General features: G+C 75.4%; 14 protein-coding genes. 9 read left to right on the top strand and 5 right to left on the bottom strand.

What is annotated here, in order from left to right:
* Positions 1-283 precede the first annotated feature (283 nt).
* Positions 284-1,273, bottom strand: coding sequence for a glycosyltransferase (locus OP18_RS36670; RefSeq protein WP_033363756.1), 990 nt, complete (start codon positions 1,271-1,273; stop codon positions 284-286).
* A 76-nt stretch (positions 1,274-1,349) separates the two neighbouring features.
* Between OP18_RS36670 and OP18_RS36665 the strand changes: the two genes are divergently transcribed.
* From OP18_RS36665 to OP18_RS36655, 3 genes are all read left to right on the top strand, one after another.
* The gene (locus OP18_RS36665) at positions 1,350-2,114 is read left to right on the top strand and encodes an SDR family oxidoreductase (RefSeq protein WP_033363755.1); all 765 of its coding nucleotides are present in this window, start codon (positions 1,350-1,352) and stop codon (positions 2,112-2,114) included.
* A gap of 95 nt (positions 2,115-2,209) precedes the next feature.
* Positions 2,210-2,986, top strand: coding sequence for an SDR family NAD(P)-dependent oxidoreductase (locus tag OP18_RS36660; RefSeq protein ID WP_033363798.1), 777 nt, complete (start codon positions 2,210-2,212; stop codon positions 2,984-2,986).
* Complete coding sequence (locus OP18_RS36655) at positions 2,987-4,183, top strand: acyl-CoA dehydrogenase family protein (protein ID WP_033363754.1); 1,197 nt, start codon at positions 2,987-2,989, stop codon at positions 4,181-4,183.
* Between the two features lie 10 nt (positions 4,184-4,193).
* Here the strand turns inward: OP18_RS36655 and OP18_RS36650 are convergent, their stop codons facing one another.
* Positions 4,194-4,958, bottom strand: a complete 765-nt coding sequence (locus OP18_RS36650; RefSeq protein WP_033363753.1) for an alpha/beta fold hydrolase — start codon at positions 4,956-4,958, stop codon at positions 4,194-4,196.
* A gap of 47 nt (positions 4,959-5,005) precedes the next feature.
* Here OP18_RS36650 and OP18_RS36645 point away from each other — a divergent pair, with 47 nt between their 5' ends.
* From OP18_RS36645 to OP18_RS51555, 3 genes are all read left to right on the top strand, one after another.
* Positions 5,006-6,178 (top strand): acyl-CoA dehydrogenase family protein, encoded by a 1,173-nt coding sequence (locus tag OP18_RS36645; RefSeq protein ID WP_033363752.1) that lies wholly within the window; start codon positions 5,006-5,008, stop codon positions 6,176-6,178.
* Positions 6,179-6,263: 85 nt separating this feature from the next.
* Complete coding sequence (locus OP18_RS36640; protein WP_052387873.1) at positions 6,264-7,790, top strand: long-chain-fatty-acid--CoA ligase; 1,527 nt, start codon at positions 6,264-6,266, stop codon at positions 7,788-7,790.
* A gap of 10 nt (positions 7,791-7,800) precedes the next feature.
* Positions 7,801-10,971, top strand: a complete 3,171-nt coding sequence (locus OP18_RS51555; protein WP_043788164.1) for a helix-turn-helix transcriptional regulator — start codon at positions 7,801-7,803, stop codon at positions 10,969-10,971.
* A gap of 138 nt (positions 10,972-11,109) precedes the next feature.
* On the opposite strand, the gene OP18_RS36630 is transcribed toward OP18_RS51555, so the two are convergent.
* A complete protein-coding gene (locus tag OP18_RS36630; RefSeq protein WP_245635648.1) occupies positions 11,110-11,331 on the bottom strand; it encodes a hypothetical protein in 222 nt (73 codons plus the stop codon).
* Positions 11,332-11,600: 269 nt separating this feature from the next.
* Here OP18_RS36630 and OP18_RS36625 point away from each other — a divergent pair, with 269 nt between their 5' ends.
* Positions 11,601-12,716 (top strand): WD40/YVTN/BNR-like repeat-containing protein, encoded by a 1,116-nt coding sequence (locus OP18_RS36625; protein WP_033363751.1) that lies wholly within the window; start codon positions 11,601-11,603, stop codon positions 12,714-12,716.
* The gene (locus OP18_RS36620; protein WP_033363750.1) at positions 12,713-13,009 is read left to right on the top strand and encodes a MoaD/ThiS family protein; all 297 of its coding nucleotides are present in this window, start codon (positions 12,713-12,715) and stop codon (positions 13,007-13,009) included. The genes OP18_RS36625 and OP18_RS36620 overlap by 4 nt, the downstream gene beginning before the upstream one ends.
* 52 nt (positions 13,010-13,061) lie before the next feature.
* Here OP18_RS36620 and OP18_RS36615 read toward each other — a convergent pair whose 3' ends face one another.
* Entirely contained in the window at positions 13,062-13,901 is an 840-nt protein-coding gene (locus tag OP18_RS36615; protein WP_033363749.1) for an alpha/beta hydrolase family protein, read from the bottom strand.
* A gap of 126 nt (positions 13,902-14,027) precedes the next feature.
* Here OP18_RS36615 and OP18_RS53570 point away from each other — a divergent pair, with 126 nt between their 5' ends.
* Positions 14,028-15,308 carry a hypothetical protein gene (locus OP18_RS53570; RefSeq protein ID WP_052387871.1) on the top strand — a complete coding sequence of 427 codons (1,281 nt, stop codon included), beginning with the start codon at positions 14,028-14,030 and terminating at the stop codon, positions 15,306-15,308.
* 137 nt (positions 15,309-15,445) lie between these two features.
* On the opposite strand, the gene OP18_RS36605 is transcribed toward OP18_RS53570, so the two are convergent.
* Positions 15,446-15,841: a hypothetical protein gene (locus OP18_RS36605; protein WP_033363748.1), complete on the bottom strand. Its 396-nt coding sequence runs from the start codon at positions 15,839-15,841 to the stop codon at positions 15,446-15,448.
* Positions 15,842-15,907: the final 66 nt, after the last annotated feature.

Raw genomic sequence — 15,907 nt, 5'->3', positions numbered from 1 at the left:
AGGGGTCCACGGTGGGCCGGCACCCGCAAGGATCGGCCGGGCGCTTAAGAGGGCCGGTCCGCGCGGATAAGAGTTCGATGAGAAAACCGTCATCGGGCCACCGGGCGACGCCGGCCGGGCAACCGTCAGCCGGCCCGCGGGTGCCGGCCGGGCAACCGTCGGCAGGCCCCGCAAGCGCCGGCCGGGCAACCGTCAGCAGGCCCCGCAAGCGCCGGCCGGGCAACCGTCAGCAGGTCCCGTGGGCGGTCGGCGGGCCGGCGGGCGACACCGGGCCGTGGCACCGTCAGAGCGCCGGCAGGCGCCGGGCGACGTCGGCCGGGGACGGCATGCGGGCGATCTCGCCGGCGATCGACCGGGCGGCGTCGCGGTGGTCGTCGCCGCGCGTGCCGAGCAGCGCCGACACCTGCGCGGCGACCGCGTCGGCGGTGACCTCGCCGGCGTCCAGTCGCAGGCCGGCACCGGCGGCGGTGACCGCCTCGGCGTTGGCGAACTGGTCCGCCCCCTGCGGCAGCAGCAGCTGCGGTACGCCCGCCGCCAGCGCCCCCAGCGTGGTGCCGCTGCCGCCGTGGTGGACGACGACGTCGGCCTGGGGCAGCAGCTGCGCCTGCGGCACCCACCGTGCGACGGTGACGCCGGCCGGCACGTCGCGCAGCTGCTGCGGCGGGACCCGCCCCGCGGCGGCGACCACGGTGACGTCCAGCCGGGACAGCCCGGCGATCGCGGTGCGCAGCAGGGCGGCGGTGCCGAAGACGGTGCCGAGCGTCAGGTACACCAGCGGCCGGGTGTCGCGGGGGAGCGCCGCGGGGGTGTCAGGGTGGGTGAACGGCACCGGGCGCAGCTCGATGCGCTCGGCGGTGGCGAGGAAGTCCTTGTCCTGCAGCGACGGCGGGCAGATGTCCAGGTGCGGCAGGCCGGGCACGGCGGTGTCGGGCAGCTGCAGGCCGATGCCGTCGGGGATCATGCGGCCGAAGCCGTGCCAGATGCCGGGGATGCCGGCCTGGCGCGCGGCGACCGCCGCCCCCGGCAGGCCCCAGCCGTGCACGACGAGGTCGGGGCGCAGCCGGTCGAGCTCGGGCGCCAGGTCCTCGGCGTAGATCTCGTAGAAGGCGTCGGCGGGGCGGAACGGCCGCAGCCCGTGCGCGGCGAGCGGCGGGTGGACCTCCTCGCCGGCGGCGAAGTGCACCTCGTGGCCGGCGGCGCGGGCGGCGACCGCCAGAGGGATCAGGGGATAGGTGTGGCCGACGGAGCCGAGGCTGGCGAAGAGCACGCGCACCGGCCCAGCTTGCCAGTTGACGGCCGCGCTGAACAACATACACTCCAAGTGCACATACCCGCGCGGAAGGAGCTGTATGAGCGCACAGGAGGGCCGGCTCGCGGGCCGGGTCGCGGTCGTCACGGGCGCGAGCCGGGGCATCGGGCTGGCCATCGCCCGGCGGTTCGTCGAGGAGGGCGCGAAGGTCTGCATCACCGCCCGCAAGCCCGACGCGCTCGCCGAGGCGGTCAGCGCCCTCGGCGGGCCGGTCAACGCCGTCGCCGTGCCCGGGCGCGCCGACGACCCGGAGCACCGCGTCGAGGCCGTGCGGCACGTGTCGGACCTGTTCGGCCCGCCGGACGTCCTGGTCAACAACACCGGCATCAATCCCGTGTACGGCCCGCTGCTGGAGCTCGACCTCGCCGCCGCCCGCAAGATCTTCGAGGTGAACGTGCTCAGTGCGCTCGGCTGGGTGCAGGAGGTGTTCCGCAAGCCGCCCGACGCCGGGGGCGTGGTGGTCAACGTGTCGTCGGTGTCGGCGGTGCAGCCGCCGGCCGGCATCGCCTTCTACGGCGTGACCAAGGCCGCGCTCAACCATCTCACCGCGTGCCTGGCGGTCGAGCTGGCGCCGGCGGTGCGGGTCAACGCGATCGCGCCGGCGGTGGTGAAGACCCGCTTCGCGGCCGCCCTGTACGAGGGGCACGAGGAGCAGACCGCCGCCCTGTACCCGATGCGCCGCCTGGGCGTGCCCCGCGACGTGGCCGGCGCGGCGGCGTTCCTCGCCTCCGACGAGGCGAGCTGGATCACCGGCCAGACGCTCGTCGTCGACGGCGGCGTCACCCTCGCCCGGCGGGCCGGCTGATGGGCGCCGCGCCGCAGCACCACGGCGCAGGGCCCCAGCACCACGGCGCCGGGCCGGAACAGCACGGCACCGGGCCGCAGCACCACGGCGCCGCGCTGCAGCTCAACGGTGCCGCCGTGGTCATCACCGGTGGCGGCTCGGGGATCGGCGCCGCCCTCGCCCGCCGCTTCGCCGGGCTCGGCGCCCAGGTCGTCGTCAACGACCTCGACACCGACGCGGCCCGCCGGGTCGCCTACGAGATCGACGGCCTCGCCTTCTCCGGCGACGTCGCCGACCCCGACGAGGCCGACCGGCTCGTCGACTTCACCTGGGACAAGCTCGGCGCGCTCGACCTGTTCTGCGCCAACGCCGGTGTCGCGCACGGCGGTGACGCGACCGCGCCCGACGCGCTGTGGCAGCAGGCGTGGCAGGTCAACGTCATGGCGCACGTGTACGCGTCGCGGGCGTTGCTGCCGCGCTGGCTCGCCCGGGGCCACGGCCGGTTCCTGGCCACCGTGTCCGCGGCGGGCATGCTGACCCTGCTCGGCAAGGCGCCGTACGCGGTGACCAAGCACGCCGCGTTCGCCTACGCCGAGTGGCTGCGCGCCACGTACGCCCACCGTGGCGTCGTCGTGCAGGCGCTGTGCCCGCAGGGGGTGCAGACCCCGATGCTGGCGCGCGGCACCGGTCCGAGCCGCGGGCTGCTGGACCGCACCGCGATCACCCCGGAGCGGGTCGCGGACCACGTCGTGGAGGCCCTGGCCGGCGACCGGTTCCTGATCCTGCCGCACCCGGAGGTCGCCACGTACTACGCCCGCCGCGGCGAGGACCCGGACCGGTGGCTGGGCGGCATGAACCGGCTCCAGCAGAAGCTCGAACAAGGGCGGCCGTAGATGGACTTCACGTACGACGCGGTGACCGAGGGGTACCGTGAGCGGCTCCTGGCGTTCATGGACGAGCACGTGTACCCGGCCGAGGCGCGGCTGGGCGAGCGCACCGGCGACTGGGGCCCGCCGCCGGTCCTGGACGAGCTGCGCCGGCACGCCCGCGCGCGGGGGCTGTGGAACCTGTTCCTGCCCGGCGAGCACGGCGCGGGGCTGACGAACCTGCAGTACGCGCCGCTCGCCGAGATCATGGGGCGCAGCCCGTCGCTCGCCCCGGCCGCGCTGAACTGCGCCGCCCCCGACACCGGCAACATGGAGCTGCTCGCCGGGTTCGGCACCCCGTGGCAGCGGGAGCGGTGGCTGGAGCCGTTGCTGGACGGGCGGATCCGCTCGGCGTTCTGCATGACCGAGCCGGATGTCGCCTCGTCCGACGCGACGAACGTCGCCACCCGGATCGAGCGCGACGGTGACACGTACGTCGTCAACGGCCGCAAATGGTTCGCCACCGGTGGTATGAGCCCGCACTGCGAGCTGCTGGTCGTGATGGGCAAGAGCGACCCGGACGGGCCCCGGCACCGGCAGCAGAGCATGGTGCTCGTGCCGCGCGGCACCCCGGGCGTCACCGTGCGGCGCGGCCTGCGCAGCTTCGGCTACGACGACGGCGACCACGGCGGGCACGCCGAGATCGAGTTCCGCGACGTGCGGGTCCCGGCCGGACACCTGCTCGGCGGGGAGGGCGACGGGTTCGCGATCGCGCAGGCCCGGCTCGGCCCCGGGCGCATCCACCACTGCATGCGGCTCATCGGCATGGCGGAGCGCGCCCTGGAGCTGATGTGCCGGCGGGTGACGGACCGGGTCGCGTTCGGCCGGCCGATCGCGGAGCAGGGCGTCGTGCAGGACTGGATCGCCGGGTCCCGGGTCCGCATCGAGCAGGCCCGCCTGCTGGTGCTCAAGACCGCGTGGCTGATGGACACCGTCGGCAACCAGGGCGCGCACACCGAGATCCAGGCCATCAAGATCGCGGTGCCGTCGGCGGTGGAGTGGATCGTCGACAAGGCGATCCAGGCGCACGGCGCCGCCGGCGTCAGCCAGGACACGCCGCTGGCCGGGCTGTGGTCCCGGGCCCGCACGATCCGCATCGCCGACGGCCCCGACGAGGTGCACCGCCGCTCGCTCGCCCGCCGCGAGCTGCGCCGGTACCGGTGACCGCGGTGACTCAGCCCGCCAGGAACTCCACGACCGCCGGCGCGTACGCGGGGGCGCGCACCGCGGTCATGTGGTCGCCGCTCACCAGCCGCCACCGGGCACCGGGGATCGCGCCCGCCAGGACCTCCGGCCGCGCGGCGAGGTTGTCGTCCCGCCCGGCGAGCACGAGGGTGGGTGCGGTGATCCGGTCCAGCGCGATCGGGGTGCGGTGCGCCGCGTGCACCTGGGCGGCCAGGGCGGCCCGGTCCGCGCCGATCGCGTCGGCCAGCACCCGGAACGCGGCGGCCGGGGACGCCTCCACCGCCGCCGGCGACGAGGTGAGCAGGACCGCGGCGATCTCGGCGGGCGGCACGACCCGGGTGTCCAGCCCGCCGAGCTCGACGACGCCGGCACCGACGCCGGACAGCACGAGCCGGCGCACCCGCGGGTCGCCGCTGGCGAAGATGGCGGACACGACGGCGCCCATCGAGTACCCGACCAGGTCCACGGTGCCGGCGCCGATCGTGTCGAGCAGGCAGCCGAGGTCACGGGCCATGACGGCCTCGCCGTAGCGGGCGGCGTCGTGCGGCTTGTCTGAGGCGCCGTGGCCACGCGCGTCCGGGGCGACGACCTGCCGGCCCGCGGTGACCAGGGCGTCGACCAGGCCGGGGCCGACGAAGTTGACATTGGCGTCGACGACGAACCCGTGGTGCAGCACCACCGGCGGCAGCGCCGAGGGGCCGCCCCACACCTGGTACGCGATGCCGACCCCGTCGAAAGAACTGAACCGATCCATGCCGGCGAAGATTAGTGCACTCCGAGTGCAAATAGGAGAGGGTAGCGATGGATTTCTCGCTCAGTGACGAGGAGAAGGCGATCCGGGACACCGCCCGGTCCTTCATCCGCAAGGAGGTCGAGCCCCTCGAGCAGGAGGTGCTGCGCCGCGAACGCCGCCACCAGCCCGGGCTGGAGCGCGGCGAGCTGCGCGAGCTGCAGCTCAAGGCGAAGCAGTTCGGCTTCTGGGGGCTGTCCACCCCCGAGGAGTACGGCGGCATGGACCTCCCCGCGGTGCTGCAGTCCCTGGTGTGGACCGAGGTCGGCCGCTCCTACGTGCCGTTCCGCTTCGGCGGCGAGGCCGACAACATCCTGTACTTCGCCAACGAGGAGCAGCGCCGCGAGTACCTCGTGCCGACCATCGAGGGCGAGCGCGTGTCGTGCTTCGCGATCACCGAGCCCGGCGCCGGCTCCGACGCGGCGAACATCAGCTTCAGCGCCCGCCGTGACGGCGACGACTGGCTGCTCAGCGGCGAGAAGACGTTCATCACCAACGGCAACGACGCCGACTTCACGATCGTCATCGCCGTCACCGACCGGGACAAGGACGTGCGCAAGGGCGGCGCGACCGCCTTCCTCGTCGACCGGTCGATGGGCTGGCGCTCCGAGTTCATCCAGACCATGGGCGAGGGCGGCCCGGCGTCGCTCATCTTCGACGACGTGCGGGTGCCCGGCCGCAACATCCTCGGCGAGCTGGGCCAGGGCTTCGACCTGGCGATGCGCTGGATCGGCAAGGGTCGCTACGTCATCCCCTCGCACGCGCTGGGCATCGCCGAGCGCGCGCTCGGCATGGCGATCGAGCACGCCAACACCCGGCACACGTTCGGCCGGCCCATCGGGCAGAACCAGGCGATCCAGTGGATGATCGCCGACTCCGAGGTCGAGCTGGAGGCGGCCCGCTGGCTGGTGCTGCGCGCCGCCTGGACCGTCGACCAGGGCCTCGACCCGCGGCACACGTCGTCGATGGCGAAGCTCTACGGCGCCACCATGGTCAACCACGTCGTGGACCGGGTCATGCAGATCCACGGCGGCATGGGGTACACCCGTGAGCTGCCGATCGAGCGCTGGTACCGGCAGGTCCGGCTGCTGCGCATCTTCGAGGGCACCGACGAGATGCAGCGCATGATCATCGCCCGGGACCTGCTGCGCGGCTTCACCCAGATCGGCGGGCACCTCGCATGAGTGGGCCGCAGCGCAGCGGAGGGCTGCGAATCAGCAGCGCAGTGTGGAGGTCAGGCCGGCGCCGGAGCGCAGCGGAGGTGACGGCATGACCGCCACATTGTCGGTCGCGGCGATCCTGGCCGAGTCCGCGCGCCGGTACCCGCAGCGCGTCGCCGTCGTCGACGGGGACCAGCGGGTCACGTACGCGCAGCTGTGGCGGGAGGCGCTCACGTACGCGGCGGCCCTGCGCGACCTCGGCGTGCGCCCAGGCGACCGGGTCGCGCTGCAGTGCCCGAACGTCGTGGACTTCCCCCGCGCCTACTACGGCATCCTCGCCCTCGGCGCCGTCGTCGTGCCCGTGCACCTGCTGCTGACCGCGCCGGAGGTCGCGTACACGCTGCGCGACAGCGACGCCCGGCTGCTCGTGTGCCACCCGGCGGTCGCCGCCGCCGGTGCCGCCGCCGCCGAACTGGCCGGCGTGACCGTGGTCGCGCCGGCGGACCTCGCGCATGCCGCGCCGCTGCGCTCCTACGCCTCCCGGGAGCCGCAGGACCCGGCGGTCGTGCTGTACACCAGCGGCACCACCGGGCAGCCCAAGGGTGCCGTGCTGACCCACCTGAACCTGGTGCTGAACGCGACGGTCAACGTGTTCGACGCCAACGACGCCCGCCCCACCGACGTCGTGCTCGGCTGCCTGCCGCTGTTCCACACGTTCGGCCAGACGGTCGGCATGAACGGCACCTTCCGCCTCGGCGCCACCCTCGTCATGCTGGCCCGCTTCACCGGCGACGCGGCCCTGGACCTCATGCTCGCCGAGGGCGTCGACGTGTTCCACGGCGTGCCCACCATGTACCTGGCGCTGCTCGACGCCGCCGCGCACCGGGCCGAGCTGCCCCGGCTGCGGCTGTGCATCTCCGGCGGCGCGTCGCTGCCGGTCGCGGTGCTGGAGCGGTTCAACGCCGCGTTCGCCACGTCGATCTTCGAGGGGTACGGGCTGTCGGAGACGTCCCCGACCGCCACCACGAACCAGCCCCACTTCGGCACCCGCGCCGGCACCGTCGGCCACCCGATCTGGGGCGTCGAGGTGGAGGTCGCCCGGGCCGAGGTGGACGACCGCGTCGAGCTGCTGCCGCCGGGCGAGCTCGGTGAGATCGTCATCCGCGGGCACAACGTCTTCGCCGGGTACCTGGGCCGGCCCGAGGACACCGCCCTCGCCGTCGTCGACGGCTGGTTCCGCTCCGGCGACCTCGGTACCAAGGACGCCGACGGGTTCGTCACGATCGTCGACCGCAAGAAGGACATCGTGATCCGGGGCGGCTTCAACGTGTACCCGCGCGAGGTCGAGGAGGTCCTCGCCCGGCACCCCGGCGTCGCGCAGGTCGCGGTGATCGGCGTGCCGGACCCGGTGCACGGCGAGGAGATCTGCGCGGTGGTCGTCCCGGCCGACGGCGCCGCACTGGTCGCCGAGGACCTCGTCGCCTGGTCCAGGGAGCACCTGGGGCGGCACAAGTACCCGCGGCAGGTGCGCGTCGTGGCCGCCCTGCCGCTCGGGCCGAGCCACAAGGTGCTCAAACGGGAGCTGCGGCGGACCGTCGTCGCGATGACCCCTTCCATTGGTGTTACCGACACGTAACACTGGCGGCATGGTTAGTGCATCGACCGTGCAGAAAGTTTCGTTGCGAGGCCGCGACGCCGACCGTGCCGCCATCGCCGCCCTGCTCGCCGCCGCCGCCGAGGGGCGCGGGGGAGCCCTGGTCGTCACCGGACCGGTCGGCATCGGCCGGTCCGCCCTGCTCGCCGCCGCCACGGCCGCAGGGCCCGGTTCCTTCAGTTCCTTCGGCTCCGGCGGCTCGAACGGCTCGAACGGCTCGGGTGGTCCGAGTGGTCCGAGTGGCTCGGGCGGTTCGGGCGGTTCGGGCGGCGTCGCCGGTCCGGCCGTCGAGCTGGCCGTGGCCGGGTGCCCGGCGGAGTCCGCGCTGCCGTACGCCGGCCTGCACCGCCTCCTCGCCGGCACCCGCCTGCCGGGCCACGTCGCCGGCCTGCCCGGCTGCGCGGCGGGTCATGTCGCCGGGCTGTCCGGCGGCGCGGCAGGGCACCTCGCCGGGCTGCCCGGCGGTGCGGCGGGGCACGTCGCCGGCGTGCCGGGCGACGTGGCGGGTCACGTTTCCGGCGGCGCGGCGGCGGACCGGCTCGCCGCGGGCCTGGCCACCCTCGCGGCGCTGCGGGCGCTCGGCGGCCGGGCCCGCGGGCCGGTGGTGTGCCGCGTCGACGACGCCCAATGGCTGGACCGCCCGTCGCTGGACGCCCTCGCCCTGGCCGCCCGGCACGCCGGCGGCGACCGGGTCGCGCTGCTGTTCGCGCTGCGGGACACGCCCGCGGCCGCCGGCAGCGAGGCCGCCCTCGCCGGCCTGCCGGTGCGCCGGCTCGCCCCGCTCGACCTTCGCGACAGCCGCGACCTGCTCACCGACGCCGTGCCGGACCTCGCCGGCGACGTCGCCGGGGTCCTCGCCGCCATGGCCGAGGGCAACCCGCGGGCCCTCACCGAGCTGGCCGCCGCGCTGGACGCCGAGCAGCGCCACGGCCAGGCCGCCCCGCCCGACACGCTGCCCCGCGACAGCCCGCTGCGCCGGGAGTACCGGGCAGTGCTGCGGACCCTGCCCGACGCCACCCGCCGGGTCCTGCTGCTCGCCGCGACCGCCGCCCTCACCGGCCCCCGGACCCCCGGTGGCCGGCCCGGCTGCGGCGTGGCCCCGCTCCTCGCCGCCGGGCACCGGCCGGGCGACCTCGCCGCCGCCGAACGCGCCGACCTCGTCCACGTCGAGGACGGCCGGGTCCGGTTCGTGCCGCCGCTGTTCGCCCCCGTCCTGTATGCCGAAGCCGCCCTCGCCGAACGGCACGCCGCGCACCGGCTCCTCGCCGCCCTGCCGACCGCCGAACCCGGCCCCCGACCGGCGGGCCGGCCGAGCACACCGCCGCCCACCGGACCCGGCACAGCGCCGGCGGCCGACCCGGGCACGCTGCCGACCGCCGAGCTGGGCACGCTGCCGACCGCCGAGCTGGGCACGCTACCGGCGGCCGAGCTGAGCACGCCGCCGGCCGGCGACGCCGGGGCCGTGCTGACCGCCGCGCTGCACCTCGCCGCGGTCGCCGACGGGCCCGATGACGCCCTCGCCGCGGTCCTCGCCGACGCCGCCGCCGGGGTGCCGCCCGCCCTCGCCGCGACCGCGCTGCGGCACGCCGCCGCACTCACCACGGGCCCGGTCCTCGCCGCCGAGCGCACCCTCGCGGCGGCCCGGCTCGCCTGGCGCGGCGGCGAGCCCCACCAGGCCAGGATGCTGCTGCGGTCGGTGTTCGCGCCGGGCGTACCGGAGCATCTGCACGCCGAACGGGAGCTGCTGCTCGGCGAGATCGACCTGCGCGCCGGCGTCGGCGGCGGGGAGCAGCACACCCTCGTCGCCGCGGCCGGCCGGCTCGTCGCCCGGGACCGGCGGCGCAGCCTCGGCGCGTTCCTGCTGGCCGGGGAGGCGCTGCTGACGACCGGCCGGCACGACCAGTTCACCGCGCTCGCCGAACGGGCGCTGCGGCTGCGCCGCCCCGGCGACCCGCCCGCCGCCGAGCTGCTGTTCGAGCACCTCACCGGGGTGTCGGCGCTGTTCTCCGGCGACCCGTCGCGGGGGGTCGGGCCGCTGCGGCGGGTCCTGCAGCTCGCCGCCGCCGTCGACGACCCGCCGACGCTGGTCCGCGCCGCCGGCGCCGGCATCCTCATCGGCGAGGACCAGCAGGCGTACCGCCTCGCGGTGCGAGCCGCCCGCCTCGCCGGCGGCGCCGGCGACCGGGCCACCGTCCCGCACGCCCTGGATCTGGCCGCCACCGCCGCGTTCGCGCTCGGCGACCTCGACCTCGCCGTCGCCACCGCCACCGAGGGCCAGCGCCTCGCCGCCGCCACCGGCCAGGACGCCGTCGCCGACAACTGCCGCGGGATGCTCGCCGTGGTGCTCGGCATGCTCGGCGACGCCCCCGCCAGCCAGGCGTGGGCCCGCCGGTGCCGGGCCAGGGCCGGCGTCGACGTCGACAGCCAGGCCCGCGCCATGTGCGTGTGGGCCTCGGCGCTGCTCGACGTCGCCGAGGGCCGCTACGCCGACGCCGCCGGCCGGCTGTGGGGCGTGATGCGCACCGCCGGTGGCCGCGGCCACCTCGGCGTGCAGATCCCCGCCACCCCGACGCTGGTCGAGGCGGTCGCCCGGTGCGGCGACCGGGCCCCCGCCCGGCAGATCCTGTGGGCGTACGACCTGTGGGCGCACAGCACCGCGAACCCGACCTGGCTGGCGCTGTCGGCCCGCTGCCACGCGCTGCTCGCCGACACCGAGGACGAGGCCGACGTTCGGTACCGCGAGGCGATCCGGCTGCACCTGGCCGGCGACTCACCGTTCGCCCGGGCCCGCACCGAGCTGCTCTACGGCGAGGAGCTGCGCCGCCGCCGGCACCCGGCCGCCGCCCGTGAGCACCTGCGCCGCGCCCTGGCCACGTTCGAGCAGTTCGGCGCGGCCACCTGGGCCCAGCGCACCGCCGCCGAGCTGCGGGCCGCCGGCGACCACGTGACCCCCACCGACGAGGCCCGGCAGGCGCTGACCGCGCAGCAGGCGCTGACCGCGCAGCAGGCCCGCATCGCCGAGCTGGTCGCCGGCGGCGCCACCAACCGCGAGGTCGCCGAGGTGCTGTTCCTCAGCCCCCGCACCGTCGACCACCACCTGCGCAACATCTTCACCCGGCTCGGCGTGCGCTCCCGCACGGAGCTGGCGAAGGTGGTGTCCTGACCGCCGCGCACGCAGGCGATTCCACCGATGCGGCGGCGGTACGCCGGGCGGCACGCTCACGGTGCGCCCGCCGGCGCCACGAGCCACGGTCCGGGTGCGCACACCGACGTGCGTACCCGGACTGTGCACCACCGCCCCTCAGGGAACCGTCTTCTCGATCGCGGCCGCGCCCAGCTCCTCCAGCTCGCGGCGGCTGCGTTCGACGTTCTTCGGGGTCGGGTCGCGCCCCTCGGCCACCGCCAGGTCCTCCGGGTCCCACGGCTGCTCCGCGCCGGTGCGGACCTTGACCGGCCGGTCACCCGGCTCGGAGTTGCGCGCGGCCGCGGGCACGCCGGAGATGATCGGGTCGTCGTCGCCCATGTGCGGTGCTCCCTTCACTCGTGCTGGCTGCCGGCTCCCCTACCCGGCGTCACCCCGCTCACACACCGCCGCAGCCGCCGCGCCGCCGCCGGCAGGCGCGCGACCGGGTGAAGCGGGGTTGCGGGCGGCCCGGACCGTGGCACGATGCGAGAGGTCGGCACACGGAGACGGAGGTGCGGCATGAGCGACCCGGAGCGCAGCGCAGGGGAGTCTCATCATTGGCGCAGTCTTGGCTCAGGTCGGCGCCGGAGCGCAGCGGAGGTGACGGCATGAGCGCAGTACGGGTGCTGGTCGGGACGCGCAAGGGCGCGTTCATCCTGACCTCGGACGGTGCCCGCAAGGACTGGAAGGTCGACGGGCCGCTGTTCGGCGGCTGGGAGGTCTACCACGTCAACGGTTCCCCGGCCGATCCCGACCGGCTCTACGCGTCGCAGTCCGGCGGCTGGTTCGGCCAGCTGATCCAGCGCTCCGACGACGGCGGCGCCAACTGGGAGCCGGTCGGCAACGACTTCACCTACGAGGGCAAGGTCGGCGACCACCTCTGGTACGACGGCACGCCCCGCCCCTGGGAGTTCAAGCGGATCTGGCACCTGGAGCCGTCCCGGGACGACCCCGACACGGTGTACGCGGGCGCCGAGGACGCCGCGCTGTTCCGCTCCACCGACGGCGGCCGGGCGTGGCAGGAGCTGACCGGCCTGCGCACGCACGAGTCGGGGCCGCGCTGGCAGCCGGGCGCCGGCGGCATGTGCCTGCACACGATCATCCTCGACCCGGTGCACCGGGACCGGATCTTCGTGGCGATCTCGGCGGCCGGGGCGTTCCGCTCCGACGACGCCGGCGTCACGTGGCAGCCGATCAACCGGGGTCTGGTGTCCGGGCAGATCCCCGACCCGGACGCCGAGGTCGGCCACTGCGTGCACCGGCTCGCCATGCACCCGTCACGCCCCGACGTGCTGTTCATGCAGAAGCACTGGGACGTGCTGCGCACCGACGACGCCGGCGGCTCGTGGCGGGAGATCAGCGGCGACCTGCCGACGGACTTCGGCTTCCCGATCGCGGTGCACGCCCACGAGCCCGAGACGGTGTACGTCGTGCCGATCACCAGCGACTCGCAGCACTACGTGCCCGACGGCCGGCTCCGGGTGTACCGCAGCCGCACCGGAGGCGAACGGTGGGAGCCGCTCACCGAGGGTCTGCCGCAGGCCAACTGCTACGTCAACGTGCTGCGCGACGCGATGGCCGTGGACACCCTCGACGAGTGCGGCATCTACTTCGGCACCACGGGCGGGCAGGTGTACGTCTCCGCCGACGCCGGCGACAGCTGGATGCCGATCGTGCGGGACCTGCCGGCCGTGCTGTCGGTCGAGGTGCAGACGCTGCCATGATCCGTGTCGTGCTCCCCGCCCACCTGCGGCAGCTGGCCCGCGTCGACGGCGAGGTCCAGCTGGAGGTGTCCGGCCCGGTCACGCAGCGGCTGGTCCTGGACGCGCTCGAGGCCCGCTACCCGGCGCTGCGCGGCACCATCCGGGACCGGGCCAGCGGTCGCCGCCGCGCGTTCGTGCGGCTGTACGGCTGCGAAGAGGACCTGTCCAACGACGAACCCGACGACCCGCTGCCGGACCCGGTCGCCACCGGCAGGGAGCCGCTGCTCATCATCGGCGCGATGGCCGGCGGCTGACGCGCGAGGTCCCCGCCGCCCGGACGGGCGACGGGGACCCTGTGCGGGTGTATCAGCAGGCGTTGCTGCGGAAGTCGGACACCGCCAGCCCACCGAAGCCGCAGGTGTACGGCGTGAACCGGGAGTCCTGGTTGAGCCAGCGCTTGAACCACGACACCAGCGCTCGGGACGTGGTGGCGTTCGTCGTCTGCGGGAAGAAGTGGCTCGCCCCGGTCAGCTCGACGTACGTCTTCGGGCCGGCCAGGGTGTTGTAGAACGGCACCGAGTGGGTGGCGACCGGCGCGATGGTGTCGGCCTGCCCGCCCACGATCAGGACCGGCTCGCTGACGTTGCTCCAGATCTTGTCCGTGTTCCAGGGTGCGAGCGGCACCCCGGCCTTGACCAGGCCGCTGGTGTCGGCGGCGAGCGCCTCGAGGGTGCCGCCACCACCCATCGAGTGGCCGGCCACGCCGCGGCGGCTGCCGTCGACGCGGGACCGCACGGCGGTGGAGGAGGAGTTCACGGCCCAGTTCAGCGCGGCGAGCAGCTGGTTGCCGCGGCTGCCGGGCTGGTCGTAGATGCTGTTGGTCTCGATGCCGACGACCACGAAGCCCCACGAGGACAGGCGCGGGCCGATCCAGGCGAGGCTCGACCAGGTGGCGGTGAACCCGGGCGAGATCGCGATCACCGGGTAGCGGCCGGTGGCCGTCGGGTAGTACACCCGGCCGCCGCCGAAGCCGGAGACCAGGCTGGAGATGCTTTCGGACGTGGTCGCGAAGCTGCCGTTGCCGGTGATATTGGAGGCGGTGGGTGCCTGGCCGATCTCGTCAGCGAGCGCCGGGGTGGCGACCGCGGCGACCCCGCCGCCCATGAGCGTGAGGACGACGGCCAGCCTGAGCAGGATGGTTCGCAACGCTGCACTCCTCTCGAAACACCTTCGTAACTTCGATGCGTGTCAGTGTGTGCAGGTGGCGGCCCCGGGTGTATCGGCGAAATCACCGGTCTTCGCTGATGAACCCCCGTTCGGTACGGTTCGGGCATGATCAGCGTCGGGGCGGCGGTCGACCTGCTCGTCGTCGTCTCGGTCCTCGGCGGGTTGGCCCTGGTGCCGCGCCGCCCGCCGGCCGCGCCGCCCGGCACCGCCCGCGGCCCGGGGGTGTGGCTGGCCGCCGTCGTCGCCGCGGTCTACCTCAACCAGGTGCTGTTCACCGTGTACGTGCTGCGCGTCCACGACGGCGACCCGGCGTTCATCGCCCGGTACCTGCCGCCCGGCTGGTTCGACCTCGCCGGCGGCGACGCGGTGCGGGCCGTCGCGGCGGCGTTCCCCGCGCCGCGGCTGCTCGCCGTGACCGTGCTGCGGGTGCAGGCGGTCCTCGAGCTGCCGTTCGTGGTCCTCGCCTACCTGTGCGTGTGCCGCTGGCTCGACCCGGCCCGCGCCCGGCTGCTCACCACGCCGGCCGTGCTGTGGGCCGGGTGCGTGGCGTACTCGGTCGTGTTCGGGCTCGTCGAGTGGGGGCTGCGCAACCCGTACACGGTCGACGACCTGGTGCTGCGGGCCGTGTCCTGCGTGGCGACCGCGGTCCTCGTCGGCCGGTGGCGTGCCCGGCCCGCCCTGCCCGCGCCGCGGACCGCGGTGGACGTGCTGCTCGCCGTCGCCTCCGCCGCGGCGCTCGGGGTCATCGTCCTGCTCGTGTACGACACCGCCCTGCTCTACAACCTCGGCCACGTGCCGCGGCTGCTGCCCGTCGCCGTGGCCGCGGCCGCCGCCCTGGCCGGCGCCCGCCTGCTCGCCCACCGCCGCGCCGCGAGCCCGGACCCGTCGGCGAGCCCGGACCCGTCGGCGAGCCCGGACCCGTCGGCGAGCCCGGACCCGTCGGCGGGACCGGGCGTGGCAGCGGGACCGGGTCCGGCGGGAGGGCCGGGGGTGGCGACGGTGGAGGGCGGGCTGGCCTGGTTCGCGGCGCTGTTCTTCGTGCCGGCGCTGCCGGTCCGGTACGCCCTGGACCTCGGCACCCTGTGGCTGGCCGTCGCCGGGACCGCCCTCGTCGCCGGCGTGGCGCTGGTGCTGGCCGCGCGCGACGCCGTGGCCGGACTCGGTGGTGGCCGGCGGGCAGCCGGCCGGTGGCTGGCGCAGCTGTCGGTCGCGGCGCTGGCCGGTTGCGCCGCGGCGAGCGGGGCGCTGCTGCCCCCGCCGACCTACCCGGAGGTGCGGATCCTCCTCGCCGCGGCGCTGTTCCTGACCGCGGCGACCGCCACGTCCGCCGCCACGGACACCCTGCGGCGCCGCGCGCGGCCAGCACCGGCCAGCGCCGACCGGTAACAGCACGGGCCGCCGCGCGGCACGGGACCCGGCGCGACGGCCCGTGGCCGCAGGGCTGTTACGCGGCGCAACCGGCACAGACGAGCGCACGGTTGGGCGGGCGTGTGCCAGAGCTGACCGAAAGGACGGCCGAGGGTTCAGCGGGGAGTGATCAGCCTGGCGCGGATGCGTTGCAGCAGCGAGGGGCGCGCGGCGGGGGTGGCGGGCGCGGCTGGGACGGGGAAGGTGCCGGCGTCCTCGCGGATCACCGTGGCCGTGCCCGGGGGCGCGGGGTGCGACGGGCGCGGGCCGGCGGGGAACGTGTCCGCGGGGTGGACGGTGACGCCGTGGAACCGGCGGGCGCCGGCGGCGGACTCGTCCCTCGTCCAGTCACCGTCGGTGACGCGTTCGTGGTCGGCCAGGTGTTGGGCGTACCAGTCGAGGACCGCGGTGACCGGGGCGGTCGTGGCGAACCAGGTCGTGGTGATGTGGATGCCGGGGGCCGCGTAGGTGCGCAGCGCGTCGAACCGGGTCGCGCCGGGGAAGTGCGTCACCGGCGCCAGCCTAGGCCACGCAACCAACATGCACGGGTAGTGCCGAAAGTGGTGGGTGCGGGTGTA

Origin of the sequence: Dactylosporangium aurantiacum (assembly GCF_000716715.1) — a bacterium.
GTDB lineage: Bacteria > Actinomycetota > Actinomycetes > Mycobacteriales > Micromonosporaceae > Dactylosporangium > Dactylosporangium aurantiacum.
Note: the sequence above shows the minus strand (reverse complement) of the source record. Positions and strands in the feature narration are given on the sequence as shown.